General features: G+C 42.4%; 19 protein-coding genes and 1 tRNA gene. All 20 read right to left on the reverse strand.

Annotated features, from left to right (window positions below; translation table 11 throughout):
• Window positions 1–34: 34 nt before the first annotated feature.
• Complete coding sequence (gene ilvN, locus K1I94_RS07690; RefSeq protein WP_002898887.1) at window positions 35–511, reverse strand: acetolactate synthase small subunit; 477 nt, start codon at window positions 509–511, stop codon at window positions 35–37.
• On the reverse strand, window positions 504–2,204 hold the full coding sequence (locus tag K1I94_RS07695) for an acetolactate synthase large subunit (RefSeq protein ID WP_223314962.1): 1,701 nt from the start codon (window positions 2,202–2,204) through the stop codon (window positions 504–506). Before K1I94_RS07695 ends, ilvN begins: the two co-directional genes overlap by 8 nt.
• Window positions 2,205–2,464: 260 nt before the next feature.
• Window positions 2,465–3,064: a response regulator transcription factor gene (locus tag K1I94_RS07700; RefSeq protein WP_223314963.1), complete on the reverse strand. Its 600-nt coding sequence runs from the start codon at window positions 3,062–3,064 to the stop codon at window positions 2,465–2,467.
• Window positions 3,061–4,161 carry a sensor histidine kinase gene (locus tag K1I94_RS07705; protein WP_223314964.1) on the reverse strand — a complete coding sequence of 367 codons (1,101 nt, stop codon included), beginning with the start codon at window positions 4,159–4,161 and terminating at the stop codon, window positions 3,061–3,063. Before K1I94_RS07705 ends, K1I94_RS07700 begins: the two co-directional genes overlap by 4 nt.
• A 4-nt stretch (window positions 4,162–4,165) precedes the next feature.
• Window positions 4,166–4,900, reverse strand: coding sequence for an ABC transporter permease (locus K1I94_RS07710; protein WP_009660063.1), 735 nt, complete (start codon window positions 4,898–4,900; stop codon window positions 4,166–4,168).
• A gap of 10 nt (window positions 4,901–4,910) precedes the next feature.
• Window positions 4,911–5,786 (reverse strand): ABC transporter ATP-binding protein, encoded by an 876-nt coding sequence (locus K1I94_RS07715; RefSeq protein ID WP_223314965.1) that lies wholly within the window; start codon window positions 5,784–5,786, stop codon window positions 4,911–4,913.
• A gap of 416 nt (window positions 5,787–6,202) precedes the next feature.
• Window positions 6,203–6,811 (reverse strand): SP0191 family lipoprotein, encoded by a 609-nt coding sequence (locus K1I94_RS07720; RefSeq protein ID WP_223314966.1) that lies wholly within the window; start codon window positions 6,809–6,811, stop codon window positions 6,203–6,205.
• Window positions 6,812–6,920: 109 nt separating this feature from the next.
• On the reverse strand, window positions 6,921–8,585 hold the full coding sequence (locus K1I94_RS07725; protein WP_223314967.1) for a DAK2 domain-containing protein: 1,665 nt from the start codon (window positions 8,583–8,585) through the stop codon (window positions 6,921–6,923).
• Window positions 8,586–8,587: 2 nt separating this feature from the next.
• Complete coding sequence (locus K1I94_RS07730) at window positions 8,588–8,953, reverse strand: Asp23/Gls24 family envelope stress response protein (RefSeq protein WP_002893676.1); 366 nt, start codon at window positions 8,951–8,953, stop codon at window positions 8,588–8,590.
• Window positions 8,954–9,094: 141 nt separating this feature from the next.
• The gene (gene rpmB / locus K1I94_RS07735) at window positions 9,095–9,283 is read right to left on the reverse strand and encodes a 50S ribosomal protein L28 (protein ID WP_001140948.1); all 189 of its coding nucleotides are present in this window, start codon (window positions 9,281–9,283) and stop codon (window positions 9,095–9,097) included.
• A gap of 130 nt (window positions 9,284–9,413) precedes the next feature.
• On the reverse strand, window positions 9,414–10,088 hold the full coding sequence (locus tag K1I94_RS07740; protein ID WP_002908050.1) for a LiaF transmembrane domain-containing protein: 675 nt from the start codon (window positions 10,086–10,088) through the stop codon (window positions 9,414–9,416).
• Window positions 10,089–10,092: 4 nt separating this feature from the next.
• The gene (locus K1I94_RS07745) at window positions 10,093–10,539 is read right to left on the reverse strand and encodes a LytTR family DNA-binding domain-containing protein (protein ID WP_002908049.1); all 447 of its coding nucleotides are present in this window, start codon (window positions 10,537–10,539) and stop codon (window positions 10,093–10,095) included.
• A 170-nt stretch (window positions 10,540–10,709) separates the two neighbouring features.
• Window positions 10,710–13,397 (reverse strand): hypothetical protein, encoded by a 2,688-nt coding sequence (locus K1I94_RS07750; protein WP_223314968.1) that lies wholly within the window; start codon window positions 13,395–13,397, stop codon window positions 10,710–10,712.
• Between the two features lie 586 nt (window positions 13,398–13,983).
• The gene (locus tag K1I94_RS07755; RefSeq protein WP_223314969.1) at window positions 13,984–15,780 is read right to left on the reverse strand and encodes a hypothetical protein; all 1,797 of its coding nucleotides are present in this window, start codon (window positions 15,778–15,780) and stop codon (window positions 13,984–13,986) included.
• Between the two features lie 175 nt (window positions 15,781–15,955).
• Window positions 15,956–16,028: transfer RNA gene (locus K1I94_RS07760), tRNA-Thr, on the reverse strand.
• 51 nt (window positions 16,029–16,079) lie between these two features.
• The gene (locus tag K1I94_RS07765; RefSeq protein ID WP_002893679.1) at window positions 16,080–16,538 is read right to left on the reverse strand and encodes a GNAT family N-acetyltransferase; all 459 of its coding nucleotides are present in this window, start codon (window positions 16,536–16,538) and stop codon (window positions 16,080–16,082) included.
• Between the two features lie 50 nt (window positions 16,539–16,588).
• Window positions 16,589–17,374, reverse strand: a complete 786-nt coding sequence (locus tag K1I94_RS07770) for an ABC transporter permease (RefSeq protein WP_002920174.1) — start codon at window positions 17,372–17,374, stop codon at window positions 16,589–16,591.
• Between the two features lies 1 nt (window position 17,375).
• Window positions 17,376–18,194 carry an ABC transporter permease gene (locus K1I94_RS07775; RefSeq protein WP_223314970.1) on the reverse strand — a complete coding sequence of 273 codons (819 nt, stop codon included), beginning with the start codon at window positions 18,192–18,194 and terminating at the stop codon, window positions 17,376–17,378.
• A gap of 1 nt (window position 18,195) precedes the next feature.
• Complete coding sequence (locus K1I94_RS07780) at window positions 18,196–19,188, reverse strand: ABC transporter ATP-binding protein (RefSeq protein ID WP_223314971.1); 993 nt, start codon at window positions 19,186–19,188, stop codon at window positions 18,196–18,198.
• A 204-nt stretch (window positions 19,189–19,392) separates the two neighbouring features.
• Window positions 19,393–20,274, reverse strand: a complete 882-nt coding sequence (locus tag K1I94_RS07785; RefSeq protein ID WP_223314972.1) for a class II fructose-bisphosphate aldolase — start codon at window positions 20,272–20,274, stop codon at window positions 19,393–19,395.
• Between the last annotated feature and the right edge of the window lie 91 nt (window positions 20,275–20,365).

Consider the following 20,365-nt stretch of genomic DNA (forward strand, 5'->3'; position numbering starts at 1 on the left):
CTATTAGGCGGTTTTAACAAATTAAAGGTTTGATTTAATCTCGGGTAAAGCCTGTCGCTCCAGTCCGAGCAATATTTTTAATACCATATGGGCGAATGACTCGAAGCAGAGCCTCGCTCTTCTCCGCATCACCAGTCATCTGAACGGTAATGGAGCTAGGTGCTACATCCACAACTGTCGCCCGGAATGGCTGGATAATAGACAGAATCTCTGCTCGCTTATCAGCTGGAGCTGAGACCTTAACCAGAATCACTTCACGCTCTAAGTGAGGACGGTCCGTGATATCTCGAACCCGAATCACATCAATCTGACGATTGAGCTGCTTGATAATCTGCTCGACTTCTGCCAATGAAGCCACATCAATGATGATGGTGATACGGGATACTTCCGGATTTTCCGTCGTTCCGACTGAGATACTCTCAATATTAACCTGACGTCTGGAAAGGACACCCGTGAAGCGGTTTAGAACACCCGAACGGTTTTGGAGTTTAGCTGTCAACATTCTACGCATGGAACTTCACCCCCAACATCTCATGATTGCTCTTGCCAGCTGGCACCATTGGAAGAACGTGTTCCTTGCGAGAGATATCCACCTCGATAAACATTGGTATATCTTCCTTTAAGGCTTCCAAATCCTGAACAATGGTCTCCGGATTGTCAAATTTATAGGATTTAACACCATAGGCCTGAGCCATGAGCTGGAAATCTGGCAATGTTTCAAAGACAGACTCAGAGGTACGACCATCATAGAAAGCTTCCTGCCACTGGCGCACCATGCCTAACGAATGATTGTTAAGCATGATGACCTTAATCGGAATATTATAGATATTGAGAATAGCCATCTCTTGGTTCGTCATCTGATAGCCACCGTCTCCAACAAAAAGAACTACTTCCTTATCCGGATTAGCAATCTTAGCTCCAATCGCTGCAGGTACACCGAAGCCCATGGTTCCTAGACCACCAGACGTTACCAGTTGGCGCTCATTTTTATATGGATAATATTGGGCGGCCCACATTTGGTGTTGACCCACGTCTGTTACGACGATAGCATCACCCTTGGTCAGCTCACCCACGCGCTCAATGACAGCTTGAGGCTGGACGACACGTTCTTTCTTATCATATGAGCGAACCCGCTCCTTGTCCTGAGTTACTTTTTCAATCCACTTGCTGGTATTATTATGCACCTGCTCTTCATTCAACAGCATCTGCAGGGCTTTCTTAGCATCCCCTACGATAGGAATATCTACGCTGATAATTTTTCCAATTTCCGCTGGGTCAATATCAATATGTGCTACTTTAGCGTTCTTGGCAAAGGTTTTCGGATTACCGGTCAGACGGTCATCAAAGCGGCAGCCGATACTAATCATAAAGTCAGCCTCAGTCATAGCAATATTGGCCGCAAAAGAACCGTGCATTCCACCCATACCTAAGAACAAAGGATGGTCTGTCGCAATAGTTCCCTGACCTAACAAGCTAGTGACCACTGGAATCTGATAACGCTCCGCAAACGCAACCAATTCCGCTGCTGCCTCGGCATAACTGATACCCCCTCCCGAAAGAAGAACCGGCTTTTTAGCATTAGAAATCTGCTTGATAATCTTCTTAATCTGCAATTCATTAGGCTCAATAGTCGGCTGGTAACTCGGCAGATGCAACTTGCTGTCGTAGATAAAGTCTGTTTCCAGAGCCGAGACATCCTTAGGCAAATCAATAACGACTGGCCCAGGACGACCTGTCGTCGCAATGTGAATAGCTTCTGTAATAATACGCGGAATGTCTGCCGTCTCCCGAACCTGATAATTGTACTTGGTAATAGGAGTCGTAATCCCAACAATATCCGCTTCCTGAAAAGCATCTTTACCGATCCCAGCCTTGGCTACCTGACCAGTAAAGACTAAAAGGGGGACGCTATCACTCATGGCATCGGCAATGCCGGTAATGGCATTAGTCGCTCCCGGACCACTGGTCACAACTGCAACTCCGATTTTCCCAGTAGACTTAGCATAGCCTTCTGCCTCGTGAACACAGCCTTGCTCATGGCGGCCTAGGATGTGACGGATGCCTTCAAAACTATAAATAGCATCATAAAGCGGCAGTACAGCGCCGCCGGGATAGCCAAAAATCGTATCAACACCAAGACTTTTCAAGGTTTCTAAAACAAGCTCTGAGCCTGTCTTAGAAGTTTCCAATTTGATTTTCTCCATTCTTCCCCTTTCATTTATTTACAATTTTCTAAAAATTCAAAAAGCTTTCTACTATGATAACATTTTTGAAAAAAATTGCAAGCCATGCAGAATGTTTTTCTACATTTTTTCTCTAAATCCGAATGTTTTTTCTAATAAAAGATAAAAAGTCAGAACTATATTTATAGTCCCGACACTCCGTTGGAATATACCTCACACAAATATTTTCTTTAGCTAAAAACTATCTTATCCCACCTTTTCTCCAAAGCTGAATCTCCCAGCTATAACCAGCCTTTCTCTTGCCCGATTCGGACTGCTTCTGTTCGATTTTCAGCATCTAGCTTGGTCAAAATAGCAGACATATAGTTACGAACCGTTCCATTTGACAGGTAGAGTTTTTCAGCAATTTCTTTATTGGACAGGCCAGTCGCCGCAGCTTGCAGGACTAGCCTCTCCTGCTGAGAGAGAGGGTTCCTACTGGTCATTAGCACCTCCATCAATTCCGGCGAATATTCCTTTTGCCCAGCTAGAACGGTCTGGATGGTTTTCATCAAATCCGCAATGCTGCGCTCTTTGAGCACATAAGCATCTACATCTGCCTTAACAGCTCTCTCAAAGTAGCCCGGCCGCTTGAAGGTTGTGACTATGATAACCTTGATATTGCGTCGATTGGCCTTGGCCCATTCGAGAACATCTAGGCCGGTCTGGTGGGGCATTTCCACGTCCAAAATAGCTACATCAACAGTTTCTGAGCTAAGACAGTCAATAGCCTTCTGCCCATCTGCGGCCTGATAGACTTCTTCGACATCTGGCTGCAGCTGCAAGAGCTGAGCTAAGGCATCTCTCAGCATACTTTGATCTTCTGCTAACAAAAGTTTCATGCTTCCTTCCCTCCGTATGGCAATTCAATCCGAATCCATGTTGGATCTTGGCTGCTAAGAATCTCAAGCTTTCCTGATAAGGCAGACAGCCGCTCTCGAATACTATGCAACTCCCGTCCGGTCAGCTTCTGAAAACCACAACCATCATCCTGAATGTCTAAAATAAGCTTTTCGTTTTTCTTTACCAAAGAAAAATTACTCTTTTTAGCCTTGGCATGCTTGATAATATTGGTAGCAGCCTCCAGCAAAATCATACTAATCGTTGACTGCTGACTCGGTGGGACACTGGCAACATTGAGCTGGTTATCCATTTCTACCTGAACACCGCTCATCTCCAGCATGGCACGAATTGTCACTAGTTCCTCGTCCAGCGTCCGATTCTTTAGATCATTAATAATCCGCCGAACATCAGCCATGGACTTCTTGCTGATCTCTTGCACTTCCTGCAGTTCTTTTGCTGCCTTGTCGTAAGCTTCCATATGCAAAAACTGCTGAGCCAGCTCCGCCTTAACACTGAGCATAGCAAAGGTATGCCCTAGACTATCATGTAAGTCTCGGCCAATCCGATTGCGCTCATTTTCTGCTAGAAAGAGATTCAGCTGGGCATTTTGTTTGGTCTTTTCTTCCTTGATTCGCTCGGTCGTCTGAATCCGATGGAGACCAAAGGTCAAACCATCCGAAAAGAGAAAAGTGACAATAAAGAAGAGTAGTTCTGCTGGACCAACATGACCCATCAAATAATTAGTCAGCACAATAGCAGGCTGCAAATCAATAAAGGTCCAAAAACGCCAGGATTTAAACGAGACATCATCCAGCTCATAAATCAGCAGATTAGATAGATAAAAAATATACCAGGTAAAACCTGTATTTAGCCAGACAGAACCATAGTATATGTAAACAACCAAGAACCACCAAGAAAAAAATTGAATAAGGCGATGGTTACTTAGCAAAACCGCATAGTAAGCCGCAACAAAAATAGCTGTCCCAAGCAAGAGGAAAAGCGGGTATTCCCCGCTGATTACTCCCGCCACTGGAAAGATGATAAAGACCAGCGCAATATGAAACATATAGTGGACTTGTTTAAGTTTTTCCCACATGAATTTATTTTACCTCAATTCGCTTTTTGAGCTGCAGCACAAGAATGCTAACCAAAACCGTATAAATCAGAACAATCAAAGCTGCCTTGCCATTGAACTGATGGTGTTCTAGATAAGAAGACACGACTTGCATCAGTTGATAACTTGGCGTCAACTTACCGATTGGCTGGAGCCATTTTGGAAACATAGTCAGAGGGAACCATAGACCGCCCAGAACAGCCAGTGCCATATAGACAATATTGCCCACTACAGACATGAGTTGAGCACTTGGCAAGAGGCTGACCAATACACCCATGGCAATAAAGACCACACTTCCTACCAGAAGGATCAAGGCAATAAGAAACCAGTCCACCATTGGCAGATTAACCCCGCGAACAAAATGCCCAATCGAGAAGACTACGATGATAGAAAGCATAAAAGTCAACAGCGTACTGCAAAGTTTTGATATATAATATTTTACCATAGAAATCGGCGAGTGCTGAATCATTTTTTGCCAATTATTATTTTTATCAGACTGCAAAGTGCTTGGAATGCTAAAGAAGGCACTAGACATGATACTAAAAAGAGTCATAGAGAAGAGGTAGCCTCGAAGCACAAGTTCAGACGTATCACTTCCAGACATCATTCCTGAGAAAATCAGGTAAAAGACGCTGGGCAGACCAATAGACAAGAGATAATAAGCAGCCTGCCGCTTCATTAAAATCAACTCAATCTTCATAAGACTTGCCATATTTTTCATGATTACTCTCCTATTCTTGTGTCGTTTCAAAAATACTATCCAAGAGGGTACGGTTACGTACTTCAATCTCTTCGATTGTACAGCCGTGTTCCTGAAGGACCTGCCAGACCTGTCCAGCATCTCTAGTAGCAAAAGATAAAGCCTTTTGCTTGATTTCTAAATCAGTCACATTATCCAGTTTTTCCAGCACAGACTGATAAGTCAGCGGCAAGGTAAAGTGTTTTTCCTGCTCCTCACTGCGCATGGCATAAGGCGTCGTGTCCCGAATCAACTCGCCCTTGTGCAGCACCAAAATCCGATCTGCCGTATGCTCGACTTCTTCGATATAGTGCGAAGAATAAACGATGGTCACTCCCTGCTGCTTGAGCTGATTAACAATTTCCCAGAAATGCTGACGAGTAGAGGTGTCCATAGCAGAAGTCGGTTCGTCCAAGAACAGAATCTTAGGACGGCCAATCAGACTCAGAACAAAAGAGAAGAGACGCTTTTGTCCACCAGACAGCTTGCTGGCCAACTGATTCTTTTGCTTGTCTGTAAATTGCAACAAATCATCAATTTCTTGATCAGACAGACTATTTAGATAAATAGCTTGGAAGAACGTCAAGAGTTCCTTGACCTTCAAATCCTCCACCACTGTATTTTCCTGTGGTAAAATCGCTACCGACTGCTTGAGATGGTTATCAGTTGGTTTGAGTCCCTGAATCCTTGCTTCACCTGCTGTCAGAAACTTATCGCCCAGCAAACAGTCCATGAGAGTCGTTTTACCTGCTCCATTGGGACCAATCAAGGCCACACAGTCACCTTGGGAGATTTCAAACGAAATATCCTTTAAAATCTCCTTACCATGAATGCTTTTTGAAAGCTTCTTTACTTCAATCAGTTCCATTTTGCTCCTCCTTTGATTTGATGAACCGTATGTACATCTTTCCTTTATTTTTCCAAAGCCGGAAGAATACTAAGCACTATCGCTTTTTCAATGCCTACAGCAACCTTTTATCATTTTGTTAACTATATTATAAGGCAAAGAAATTTTTCCTACTAGTTGATTTTGTCACCGACTGACATGACAAATGTCACTATTCTGCTTTTAGAGCACAAAGCTAGCAAATATTGGAATAATCTGTTTATCTCCCCTCTGCATGAAGACACAAAAAAGCCGGTCCCCCTCGTTGAGAGAAGCCGACTAGTTGTATGTCTGTTGCAATTTAGATAGAAACTGGAATCAAAGCAGCCTAATCTAAAAATTTTTCAATAAACTAGCTACTCAATTTGTAAGATGAGGTGACCAACGCTTTTTAAACTTTAGCTCTGCACCTCTTCTTTGAGACCATTGAGCTTCAGACTCAGAATGAACATCTCAGGTGTAATATCCTTAATGTCCTTCAGTCCAAAACCTTGGAAGAAACTGTTCTTTTCCACCTCTTCGACATTGACTTTTTGCAAATCGATTTCAATCAAGGTCTGCAATTTCTTCTCTGCTGTAACTGAATAATCAATATTAACACCTTCCAGACTCTTAGCTGCTACATAGTTTGAATCAGACTGCATTCCTTCACGAATGATAGTCGTCATTTCCTCTGGAGTCAAAGTAGCTGATGCCGCACTAGCTTCTTCTGGCAAGGAAGTGAGCAATTCCATCCGAAGATTCAAGATTTTCTTGCCCTGATAGGTAATTGTATCACGATGATGAATTTCTTCAATGTCTCCAACCAAGGTTTTAGAGACAATCTCTGTACTTTCGGAAGAAGAACTGGATGACTTGCTAGAGCTGGAGCTGGAGCTAGATTTAGTCCGCCTAGAAGAAGCTGCTGATTCAGAAGATTGTCTAGGACGATGCTTGCTGAAGCTAGGAAGCACGCAGCCCGTCAAGAGCACCGAAGCAGAAATAACAAGAATGAAAAATTTTTTCATAGTTCACCTTTTTTACTTTTTATTTGTTACAGTATAACATAATACCAGTTTCTTGTCTAAGTATTTTCTATAAAATAATAAAAGACAACCTTTCGATTGCCTTTTTATGCTATTCAACACTAAAAATATATGGATAAACCGGCTGACTGCCCTGATGAATTTCTACTTCTACATCCTCGAATTGTTCCATCAAATCTTGAGCAAGACTGCTAGCCAACTCTTCGCTGCCGTCTTCACCGATATAGATAGAGACAATCTCGCTGTCTTCATTGAGCATCTTGCTGAACGTTTCTTTCAAAGTTGCCAGCATATCTGGATTTGAAACAACAATCTTACCATCCACCATACCGAGGTTGTCATTTTCATGAATTTCTAAGCCATCAATCGTCGTATCGCGAACCGCATTCGTCACGCTGCCGCTGACTACTTCTGCCAAGGCGGCGGTCATACGCTCTTGGTTTTCCTCGATAGTATTGCCGCCATCAAAAGCTAGAAGACTGGTCAAACCTTGAGGGATTGTGCGAGTCTCAATAACAGCTGCAGGCTGTTCAATCACTTCTGCTGCTGATTGGGCTGCCATGAAGATGTTTTTATTATTTGGCAAGATAATAATATTACGAGCATTGACTTGCTCCACAGCCTTGATAAAGTCTTCTGTTGATGGGTTCATAGTTTGCCCGCCAGAGATGATGTAGTCAACTCCCTGAGCCTTAAAGATTTCAGCCAGACCTTCACCAGCCACTACAGCGATAATCGCAAACTCTTTTTCTTGAGCCGGCTTAGCTGAGCGCTCTTCCTTTTCAACCTGCGCTTCGTGTTGGTTGCGCATATTGTCAACCTTGACCTTGACCAAACTACCATACTTGAGACCTTCCTGCATAACCAGTCCTGGATCTTCAGTATGGACATGAACTTTGACGATTTCGTCATCGTTAACTACCAACAGGGAATCTCCCAAATCGTTTAGGTAGTTGCGGAACTCATCATAATCAAAGTCTTTTACATAGGTTGGTCCTGTCTTGAGAGCCACCATGATTTCAGTACAGTAGCCGTAAGTGATGTCCTCTGTTGCCACATGGCCAGCTACAGACTTATGATGCTCAGCATTGATCATCTCAGACATGGTCGCAGGTGTCGCCACAAAGTCCTCAGAAGCGATGTATTCGCCTGTAAGAGCAGACAGGAAGCCTTCGTAGATAAAGACCAACCCTTGACCGCCAGAGTCCACAACACCGACTTCTTTCAGAACCGGCAGCATATCCGGTGTCTTAGCCAAAGCAGCCTTTGCTCCTTCAAGAGCTGCTTTCATAACTTCTACAGCATCATTAGTGACTTCAGCTTTCTTCTTGGCTCCGATAGCCGCACCGCGGGAAACAGTCAAAATCGTTCCCTCAACCGGCTTCATAACTGCCTTGTAAGCCACTTCTACACCAGACTGAAAGGCCAGAGCTAGATCTTCACCAGTCAGCTCTTCATGCTCTTTCACACTTTGAGAAAAACCGCGGAAAAGCTGGGAAGTGATAACTCCTGAGTTACCACGCGCGCCCATCAAAAGGCCTTTCGCAAAGATACCCGCCGCTTCGCCAACTGTTGAAGCAGACTTATCTGACACTTCCTTAGCACCATTTTCAATGGTCATGCCCATGTTGGTCCCTGTATCGCCATCTGGAACCGGGAAGACATTCAAAGAGTTCACATATTCAGCCTGTTTATTTAAGCGAGTAGATGCCGCCTGCACCATTTCTTGAAATAAACTAGTAGTAATATTTGCCACGATTATTCTCCTACGACTTTAATATTTTGGATATAAACATTCACTGCATGGGCAGTAATTCCGAGCTTGTTTTCCAAACTGAATTTAACACGCTCTTGGATGTTTTTGGAAACTTCGCTGATTTTGACTCCATAGCTTAACACAGTGTAGACATCAACTGCGATATCACCTTCATCAGTCGCTTTCACAACCACGCCCTTAGCATAGTTTTCTTTTCCTAAAAGGGCTTGAAAATTATCCTTGATTGCATTTTTGCTGGCCATGCCAACTACACCAAAAATTTCAGTCGCTGCACCGCCGACGATTGTCGCAATCACATCATCAGTCAGCTCAATTTGACCATCTTTTGTATTAATTTTCACAGTCATAATTTGTACCTCAAAAGTATTTTATAGTTTATTCTACCATATTTTATACAGGGTGTAAAAGAGGAAGGGTCTAAATCAACTGTCTAGGCGGAAATTTACAAGCAAAAAAGGACGGAAAATTTCCATCCTTTTAAATAAAAATTAAACGCGTTCAACTTTACCTGATTTAAGGGCACGAGCTGAAGCCCAAACTTTTTTAGGTTTACCGTCAATCAAAACAGTAACTTTTTGAAGATTTGGTTTAACAGCGCGTTTTGTTTGGTTCATCGCGTGAGAGCGGTTGTTTCCTGATACAGTCTTACGACCAGTAAAGTAACATACTTTAGCCATTGATACTTATCCTCCTGATTAGTTTAAGGTGTTTTACCACATACTTATAAAGTCTACCATACTTTACCGAGTTTGGCAAGAGCTAGTTCCCAAGTTTTGCAAATAATCACCTTTTTAAAACAAGAAATAATTAGATATAAATCACTTTCAAATGACCGAAAGCCACGCTGCCTTCTAAATAGAGCGTTTTTTCTTTTTCACTGGTATCGCGAACTTGAGAAACACCGCCAAAAGCACAAGCAACCTTGCTGACAACCTGCCAAGAGCTTGGAACAAAGAGAGTGGCATTACCAAAAGCAACTTCCACTTTAAAAGTCGCTGAATCCCCAGCTATCTTAGCGTTGTCAAAGTAAACCTTGGCACTACCAAAAGAGCAAGTCAGCTCATCATAGCTAAAATTGTCCTTATTGACATAACGGGTGCCTGAGCCAAAGACAATGCCTTCGCCACCAATTTCTTCGCCAGAAAAATGTTTAGAAAAATGCCTTAATTTCCATTTTTTGCTAGGTTTGACCAAGAAATTGACACCGATACAGGCTAGAATACCAGCAAAACTAACTGCGCTTGCTGAGATATTGGGCAAGAGGTCGTAAGTGCTATTAGCAATGATAAAAGCGATAATGGCAAAGATAAAACCTAGCGGAATGTTGCCAGAATAGAAGCTCTCCGCTGAAAAATAGACAAAGCCCATAATGACCAACAAAGGCCAAACATTGATGTGAATAACGGGAATCCCGAAATTCCCCTGCAAAAGTACCCAAGCTGCTAGAAGTAAGCAAGCCAGTCCTAATATTGTTTTTCTCATGATGTTACCTCGTTTCGTTTAACTTTTCTTTTAAAATTTGATAATAGTGCCTAGACACATACACTTCCTTATGGGTATCGTAGAAACGGACGCTGCTACTGCCCGAAAAGGATTTTTCCAGCGAGTAAATCGCCTTACTATTGATAATGCTGGATTTGGATATGCGACAAAAATAATAGGGCAGGCGGTCTTCCAACTCATAGAGCTTGTGCTTGACTTCATAAGCATCCTCACGCGTATGAGCAAAAATCTTGCTACCGTCAGTCTCGAAAAAGAGAATATTGTCAATATCCAGAAAATATTCGCTAGCTCCCTTATAAAAAATAATGGGCGGTGCCGTTGCTTGCTCCAGAGCTTGCTGAATTTGCTCGAGCTGAGCATCAAATCGAGCAGCCCTGATGACAATCTCTACTTCCGCTAAATCCGAATCCAGTTCTACTCGAATTTTCATTGCTACCTCCTTTACTTTCTACGTTTATTATATCAGTTTCAAAATGAGAAACAAGGCTTTTTCAGTAAGTGGTCAATTTTGACCGGTAAGTGGTTAGCCGCTACGATTGACAAGAATCAAACATCAGAAAAACCGGGACGAGGCCCGGTTTTTTGACATGATGGGAGAGATTATTTTTTGTAACTATTACTATGTCCTTCAGAGGCTCCCTTTTGACTTCCCTTTACTCCTTTGAATATTCCAAACAGCGAGGGAACTCGATCCTCTGCTTTTCCAGTAATCGGATTGTAGCCTGTCATACCAACAATAACATCCAGAGGTTCTACACCTTTTTTTGCTCCAACAGCATTATTTCCAATAATAGCAATTCGACCAACTGCTTCAGGCAGAGGAGAACTATCTGGAACAGCATCTTTCCCTGTTAATGTCTTTCCAGTAACTCCAATGTGAGCACTGTCTATTATATTAGATGTAAATAAACTATCAACAACTTTAAGTCCATATCGCGCACCTGTTTCGCTTGTTTTGATTACTCCTGTTCCAATAACTGGCGGGGTTCCTATCATTGTATTATAATTTAAAGATCCAGTTGGTGTTAAAACTGAGTCAGGAATTGGCTGGGGATTTGGAGAGGTATATGTCCCCATTTCAGTAAGCGACACCCCTAACACTTTTCCTGCCAAGCCATCAATCTCATCATAAACCCCTTCTCCAACCTTACCTAAAAAAGTCGTTGGTTTAGAAAAAGGTTTCCCAGTATCTGTCCCCCACATATTAGGATTCTTAGTTTTTTCTTCATTTTTGGCCTTGGCAGCAGAAACCTTATTACTAGTGGTAGGAGCATGCCTAGCAGCTTCCAAAGCCTTCTGGACATCAGAATATCCAAACGTTTGCTGAGGGATATCTCCCATGGGAGTATGCACTACCGGCCCTGCAAACATCGCACCTGCTTGATAGTAGTCTTCTGGTGTTCGACTAAAAGTTTGAGATAAGCCTAAGTCAACCGTCGTTGGAAGAGTTTGGTTAGTGAGTGCGTCCTCTGTAGCCAGAGAATTGTTGAAAAGGGTTGAAGTAGGCTTACTTTCGCTAACCCGTTGCCAATCTCCGTCTAAAAATGAACCCGGCAATTGATTTTTTCCTGTTGCTGTCAGAGAGGATGCATAGTCTAAAGCAAAGCCTGGGAGTCCTTCCTTGCTCGTGGTTGTCTGCTTGAGCCCTGCCCAATCAGCCAAAGCCTCTGACATCGTTGGGGTGCTAACAGTTTTTGACTTCTCAGAGATATCAATCTGCTTCCAATCACCCTCGACTGGATTAAAGCCAGACCATTGATTTACTGATGATGTGCTAACAAAGTCCTCTGTAGGTTTTGTTGCAGAAAAAGTATATTCACCCTCCAATGGAGAGAGACTTGCTGTTCTTGACGCAGCATCCTGAACACTGGCCCAATCACCAAGTGTCAAATCACTTAGAGACTTACTTTTGTTGGAAACCTGGCTTCCAAATGCATCGGTTACACGAGTCCAGTCTCCTGTTGTAAAATCATCTGTTGCCGTGATAGTTGACGAAGCCGAATTGTTGAAAGAATCATTGATTCTAGACCAATTATCTGCCTCCAAATCACTATAAGCAGCGCTTGTTGAAGTTTTATTGTCGGTAAAATCTGATACATGCGACCAGTCACCTGCTGTAAAGTCGTTCAGACCTAAGCCACTTGTTGAAAATTTATCGCTTGATGAATCAGATACTTTTGACCAACCGCCTGGAGTAAAGTCACTCACTGTCTTGCTGGTTGATGAAGCATTATCAGCCAAGGTATCAGATGTTCGAGACCAATCACCTGTATCAAAATCACTAAAAGAGTCGGAAATCTCGGAAGATTTCTTAGCGGCTGAGTCGTTGGTGCTCGTCCAATTTCCTGCGCTCAAATCTGCAGAACTTGTATTGCTGTCAGAAATGCTAGACCAGCTTCCAGAACTATAATTGTTGCCCGATGAAATAGCATCACCAAAGCTAGAAAAGTCGCTGTTATCCTTAGACGAACTGGCATCTCCAATACTGGACCAGTTTCCAGATCCATTCGACAAGTCGCTGTCGCCAATACTGGACCAATTCCCAGAACTATCTGACGAGCCAAAGCTACTATCTGAAGTAGAGGTTCCAAGACTATCATTATCTGAAGTAGAATAGCCACCGAAACTGTTAGAATCAGAAGATCCGAAACTTCCAGAATCTGAGAAACCTAGACTATCACTATTTGAAGCAGAGGAGCCATAACTACCAGAATCCGAGGAGCTTGAACCGAAACTGTCGGAATCTGAGGAACCTGAACCAAAGCTTCCAGAGTTTGAAGAGTTTGAACCGAAACTGCCGGAATCCGAAGAACTAGAGCCAAAACCGCCGGAATCTGAGGAGCTGGAACCGAAACCGCCGGAATCCGAAGAATCTGAACCGAAACCACCGGAGTCCGAAGAATCTGAACCGAAACCGTCGGAATCTGAGGAGCTGTAACCGAAACCGTCGGAATCTGAGGAGCTGGAACCGAAACCACCGGAGTCCGAAGAATCTGAACCGAAACCACCGGAGTCCGAAGAATCTGAACCGAAACCACCGGAGTCCGAAGAATCTGAACCGAATCCGCCGGAATCCGAAGTACTGGAGCCAAAACCGCCAGAATCTGAGGAACCTGAACCGAAGCCGCCGGAATCCGAAGAATCTGAACCAAAACCACCAGAATCCGGAGTACTGGAGCCAAAACCGCCAGAATCTGAGGAACCTGAACCACCATCATAAGCCTGAACCTGCCCAACGTGGACAAATACAGCGCTCAACAAAATCAAAAGCATTAGTCTTTTCTTCACAAATGCTCCTCCTTTCTTTTTTTACTATTCTAATATACCATAATTTTATTATAGGCTGATGAGTTTTTTTGCCATGTAAAAATATTTTAAAGACCTTGAAATATTATGTCATATATAATTGACACCTTGTCCAGTAAAAAAGAAACCTTGCTTTTACAAGATTTCTAAGACCTATTTTTACCCCCCTGCAGGGAATTTTCTTATTAACCCAAATTTGTGACACCTAAAATTTTCGTTATATAGTGCTGCTCTTAAATTTGTGATAAAAATAATATCAAGCAGTACCTAAAAATTCCTGGTAAAGATACATATTGGATTTCGAACCATAAAAAACCTAAGCGTATATCACCCCAACTGTCTAAAAATAAGCTTAATGCTTCTAACTTCTTCTTAAGTAGGATATAAAAAATTATCTTTCGCTTGATGAACTAGAAAAAGCTACTATAGTCTATAGTGTTTGCTACAAAAAACGAATTAAAAGGACCGAATCCTGTTCAATATAGAATTCAATCCTTTCAATAATTATTGATCCAACGTTGAAATCTTAGTACAGAAACCTAGTTTTTCAATAAGATGTCAAAGAAGATTACTTTTCCTGCCTATTACTAGCTCCTTCGGAGCCCTCCTTTTGTCCCCCTCTCATTCCTTGAATTATTCCAAATAGCGAGGGAATGCGATCTTCTTTTTCTCCAGTAATGGGATTATAACCTGTCGTACCGATAACAACATCCAAAGGCTCTACATCTGTTTTAGATCCAACAATATTATTTGCAATAATAGCAATTCGACCAACAGATTCAGGCAGAGGAGAACTATCAGGAACAGCATCAGTTCCTGATAAAGTCTCTCCAGTAAGTCCAATGTAGATATTATTTGCTACATTATGGGTTAAATTATCAGCAATTATGCCGATGTATCGTGCACCCGTTTCGCTCGTTCTAATCACCCCTGTTCCAAGAACCGGAGAAGTTCCTTGTGCTATATTATAATTTAAAGATCCGATAGGGGTTAGAACTTCTTCAGGCACTGGCTGAGGATCAGGAGTCACGTATGTTCCCAACTCAGTAAACGTCACTCCAGCCAATTTTCCAAATGTGCCATCAAATACATCATAAACTTCTTCTCCAACAATACCCAAAGCAGTCGTTGGAGTAGAAAAAGGCTTGCCAGTTTCTGTCCCCCACATATTAGGGTTCCTTCTTTCTCCTGTATTTGTTGTATTTGTTGCAGAGACAGTGTAATCAGCCTCCAAGGGAGAGTAATTACCCCAAGCATCGTTTCCCAAAACGTTGAAAGTTTCATTTGAATCACCTGTCAAACCGCTGCCAAGGTCAACTGAAGATTCGGATCCAGTTCTATCGGCTGGTTTATCTGAAACGAAACTGCCTAAGCTGTCCGGATTAGCTGTCAAACCATTGCCTGCGGAAGCCGCAGTGCTTGATTCAGTTGCCGAATCTGTCAAATTAGGCTTGTCAGAGCCTGCCGAGCCTACTGGCTCAGTTGTAGAATCTGATTCTGAGATAAAACTACCTAGACTATCTGCATCTGCAGTCAAGCCACTGCCTAGGTCGGTAGAAGATTCGGAGCCAGTTCTATCGGCTGGTTTATCCGAAACGAAACTGCCTAAGCTGTCCGGATTAGCTGTCAAACTATTGCCTGCAGAATCCGCAGGGCTTGATTCAGTTGCCGAGTCTGCCAAATTAGGCTTGTCAGAGCTTGCCAAGTCTACTGACTCAGTTGTTTGATTAGCTGAATCTATAGGAGTCGAGGAAGCCATCGTTTCATCTGTAGTAGTGACAGAATTAGTTGCATCCGTAAGGGGTGTGGGAGCGGTCGCTACTGCTACATCTGGTGTGCCCGCCATTATCTCATCTGTGCTCGTTATTGGATTGGTTGATTCTGTAGAAACTGGGTCAGAAATATTCCCCAGATTAGTCAAATTATCACCATCATTTGCTGACGCATCCAAAGAATCAATAGTTGGAATATCTGAAGCGAAGTCTCCTAAACTATCCGGATTAACGGTCAAACCGCTGCCCAAATCAGAGGAACCATCATCAGATGTGTCATCGTCAGAATCCGAAGAGAAGTGACCTAAATCGTCTGCATCAGCAGACAAGCCGCTGCCCAAATCAGAGGAATCATCATTGTCAGATGTGTCATCGTCAGAATCCGAAGAGAAGTGACCTAAATCGTCTGCATCAGCAGACAAGCCACTGCCTAAATCAGAGGTATCATCATCGTCAGAATCTGAATCATTAGACGAGCTGAAACTACTAGAATCTGAAAAACTATCAGAGTCACCGCTATCAGCACGGACTTGTCCTATCCCAATAAATATGGAAATTAGTAAAATTAAAAAAAATAGTAGTTGTTTTTTCATAAACACCCACCCCTTTCTTTTTATACTAATTTACTGTACCATATTTCTCTTTGATTTTCTTGATTTTTCCACCATGTAAAGATATTTTAATCTCTTTGCATTCGAACTTTTATAATTGACACCTTGTCCAGTAAAAAAGAAACCTTGCTTTTACAAGATTTCTAAGACCTATTTATGCCGATTGCAGGGCTCGAACCTGTGACCTACGCGTTACGAGTGCGTTGCTCTACCAACTGAGCTAAATCGGCGCCTTTTCCCCTTTATTTTAGCATCTTGAGCTTTTTTGTCAAGGGAAAATTTCACAATTTTTTAACCCAAATCAAACAAGGGTTGCTTTTATCCCAAAGTTCAGGAAAGATTTCTAACTTTTTAAAGCCCTGAGCCTGATAAAAAGCGTTAGTCCTGTCGTAAGTAGGATAATGACCTGGTGCTACCGTTTTTACTTGCAGATAGGATGCTTTTTGACGAGCAGATTTTTCTAAAACTTCTAGAAGTTGACTGCCAATTCCCGCTCTATGATAGAATTTTTTAACAGCTAGGCAGTCAATCTCAGCACAATCTTCACTAGAGTATGATAAGCTTACAAAGCCAGCCAAATCACTCTCCTGATAGGCAGCCCAAACTTGCAAATCCTTGGCTCCTTCAATGTAAGCTCGTGTACTTTCAGGTATTCCAAACCATTCTGGTAGATCCTTCAAAACTTCGCTAACCACTATCATCTTTTGTTTTTCTTCCTTCACTTCTTCAATTACTATCATCTGAAAATCCTTTCTTGATTTAAGCTTTAGGACTAAACATATGTTCTATCTTACGAACCCGCACTCTCGTAGGCGTCTAAGCCTCTGTCCCATAGTTTCAAAGAAATGACAAAGAAGATAAGAGAAGTCAGAATCAAACCACCGATATTAAAGAGTCCATTCTTGTCCTGCAAGAAATAGCTAGCTGGATAGTAGGCCGTAAAGGCGAAAGGCACGATAAAACTAATCAACCAACGGATAAGCGAGTGGTAAATCGAAATCGGATACTTGGCAAAATCATTGAACATATAGAAAATGTAAATCATGGCGCCTGACTGCTTGGTCCAAAAAGCGATACTGGCTGTCGCGATTTTCAAAGAAGTATAAATCAAGGTCGCAAAAGGAATACAAACTAGGAAAAGCAAAAATTTAGGAAAGGTCCAGCTAATACTGGTGACCGTTGTCGCCAGAAGGATCCCACCAACCAAAAGTTCGCCCAAGGCATCAATCTGAAAAGTCTCGACTAGGATGTGAAAGAGAGGATTGATAGGCCGAGTCAGGTATTTGTCAAACTCTCCTTTTCGCACCAAGCGTTGCCCCAGTGCCCAGAGATTGTCAAAAAAGAGATGGTCCAGTCCCTTGGGAATCAAGGAAAAGCCATAGATAAAGGCAATCTCCTGAAAGGTCCAGCCTTCTAGCGATGGAATGTGTTGAAAGAGTACATTGAGAAACAAGAGGTTCAAGCCTTGGGTCAGGAAGACACCTAAAACACCAACCACAAAATCAACCTTATATTCCATGATTTGCTTGATGTATTGTCTGATAAAAATCAGATGCATGCGCTGATATTTTTTCATACTAACCTCCTTGAATGGTGATAAATGACTGGACTCTTTTCCAAATCAACTGAGACAAGCCCACCATCACTAAAAGCCAAAACAACTGCAGTAAAAGAGCCTGAAGAATCTGACTAGTATCGTATTTCCCAACAATGATCATGACCGGAGTGTAGATCAAGGATGAAAAAGGCAAAAAGGAAAGAATATTTGAAACAATCTTAGGAAAGAAAGCCAAGGGAATCAAACTCCCCGACATAAAGGCAATCAGAGAATTCTTGAGCAGATTAGAGCCCCATAGATTTTTAAAAACAAAGGCTGAAAACCCAAAGCAGATATTAAAGAAAAAATTGATCAGGTAGGCTAGCGTTAAGCTAAAGAGATAAATGACAGTTAATCCCAGCACTTCTAAAATGCCTTGTCCAGATAAGATTTTCATCAAAACAATCACACTTAAGAAAGGAAGTCCGACACTGATAAAAATCAACCACTTGGAACCAAGCTCGGTGAAGAGATAAGAGGCCGCAAAGTGCACTGGTCTCAGCAAGCGCATGATAATGGAGCCGTCCTTGACCTCCTCTCCAATCATAAAGGAAGAATCCGACTTGGTCAAAAGGTTAGTCACAAAACTCATGATGATGTAGAAGGTGATATCCGCCATACTGAAGCCCTGAATCAAAGACTCTTGCGACGAATCAAAGACTGCCTTCCAAAGATAAAAAGCAACAAAAGCTCCCATGACATCGCCAATTCGATAGAGAATAAAGTTGACTCGATAGGTAATCAACTCCTGAATTCCTGCATTGATAAAGGGTTTATAACGTCTCCACAATTTGACCATCTTAGAGCTCCTTTCGGTAGAAGCGACGGATAATATCCTCAATATCCGTATCCTCCATCTTCAAATCGCGAATCTCAAAATCAGACAAGGTTTGCTTGATAATATCAGCTGACTGGTAACGGGAACTATCAAATTCAATATTGAGGCTATTCCCTTGTCTATCAATGGTCATGTCAGGCAAACCTTCATAGTGAGAAACTAGATGACTTTGACCTGGTAGCAGTTCAAAGGAAAGAGTCTTCATCTTGCCAAAGGTTTCCTTGAGCTGGCTGACCGTTCCATCAAAAATCTCCTGCCCCTTGTCAATCATAAAAATCCGATCACAAAGTTGCTCAATATCACTCAGGTCGTGAGTGGTCAAGAAAATGGTTGTTTCTTCCTCCTGATTGATTTGGGTAATGGCCCGGCGAATGTTATCCTTGACCGAAACATCCAAACCAATGGTCGGCTCATCTAAAAAGAGAACTTTGGGATTGTGGAGCAAGGAAGCCGCAATGTCCGCCCGCATCCGTTGACCAAGCGACAGAGTCCGCACAGGGTCTTTGATAAAATCCTTTAAATCCAAGACTTCATTCAAAAAGTCCATACGCTTATGAAACAGCAAGTCTGGCACATCGTAAATCTCTTTCAAGACCGTGTAAGTCTCTTGCAGAGCCAAATCCCACCACAGCTGGGTGCGTTGCCCAAAGACTACTCCAATATCCTTGACATAGTCTTGGCGATTGTCCTGCGGAATCTTGCCGTTAATTCGACAAAAACCAGATGTCGGCTTCAAAATCCCTGTCAGCATTTTAATGGTTGTTGACTTCCCAGCACCATTAGCTCCGATAAAGCCTAAAATTTGGCCCTTGGGTACCTCAAAAGTCAAATCCTTGACCGCTTCAAAGGTCTGCTTTTCAGGATGAATAAAGGAACGCAAAGCCCCCTTCAACCCTGGTTCCTTGACTGTCTTCACAAATTTTTTCTGAAGATGCTCTACTTCTATCATTGCCATACGTTTCTCAATATCCCATCATTCAATTCATGTTACAGATCATTTCCCTACTTAACTCAGGAAAATAGAATCTTATCTCCTCACTATACTACCACTTTTACTTCCAAACTAACATAGGAAATTCAAAAATAAGTATCATATTTTATCACACACCAAAAAACCCACCCTTACGGGCAGGTTTCTGTTTTGTAGTCTTCAGCTAGATTAAGCTTTACCTTCTGAACCGAATACGTCGATACGTTCTTCAACTGATGCTTGGATAGCTTTTACACCGTCAGCCAAGAATTTACGTGGGTCGAAGAGTTTCTTCTTGTCGTATTCTGCTTCGTTTGCTTCGTAGTCGCGAGAAAATTTACGAGTTGCGTTAGCGAATGCGATTTGGCATTCAGTGTTAACGTTAACTTTCGCAACACCAAGTTTGATAGCTGCTTGGATTTGGTCATCAGGAATACCTGAACCACCATGCAATACGATTGGGAAGCCTGGAAGAGCTTCTGTCAATTTCTTCAAGTGGTCAAGGTCAAGACCTTCCCAGTTTGCTGGGTATGGACCGTGGATGTTACCGATACCAGCTGCCAAGAAGTCGATTCCAGTTTCAACCATTGCTTTAGCGTCTTCGATTGGAGCCAATTCACCTTTACCGATGATACCGTCTTCTTCACCACCGATAGTACCAACTTCAGCTTCTACTGAGATACCTTTAGCGTGTGCTTTTTCAACAACATCTTTAGCCAATTTAAGGTTTTCTTCTACTGGAAGGTGTGAACCATCAAACATGATAGAAGTGTAACCAACTTCGATACACTCAAGTGCATCTTCGTAGTGACCATGGTCCAAGTGAATCGCAACTGGTACAGTGATGCCCATTGATTCTACAAGGTTAGCGATCAAGTTACGAGCAACTTTGTAGCCACCCATGTATTTAGCAGCACCCATTGAAGTTTGGATAAGCACTGGTGCTTTCTTTGCTTCTGCCGCACGCAGGATAGCTTGAGTCCACTCAAGGTTGTTTGTGTTGAATCCACCAACTGCGTAACCATTGTCACGAGCTGCTTGGACAAATTTTTCTGCTGAAACGATTGCCATTCTTATCAGGCCTCCTCTTATTTTTTGTGGTTAAACCACTTACATTGTTTATTTTATCACTTTTTCACTAAAATTGCTAGTTTTTCCTGAA

The sequence above is a fragment of the Streptococcus sanguinis genome (assembly GCF_019929145.1).
Taxonomy (GTDB): domain Bacteria; phylum Bacillota; class Bacilli; order Lactobacillales; family Streptococcaceae; genus Streptococcus; species Streptococcus sanguinis_U.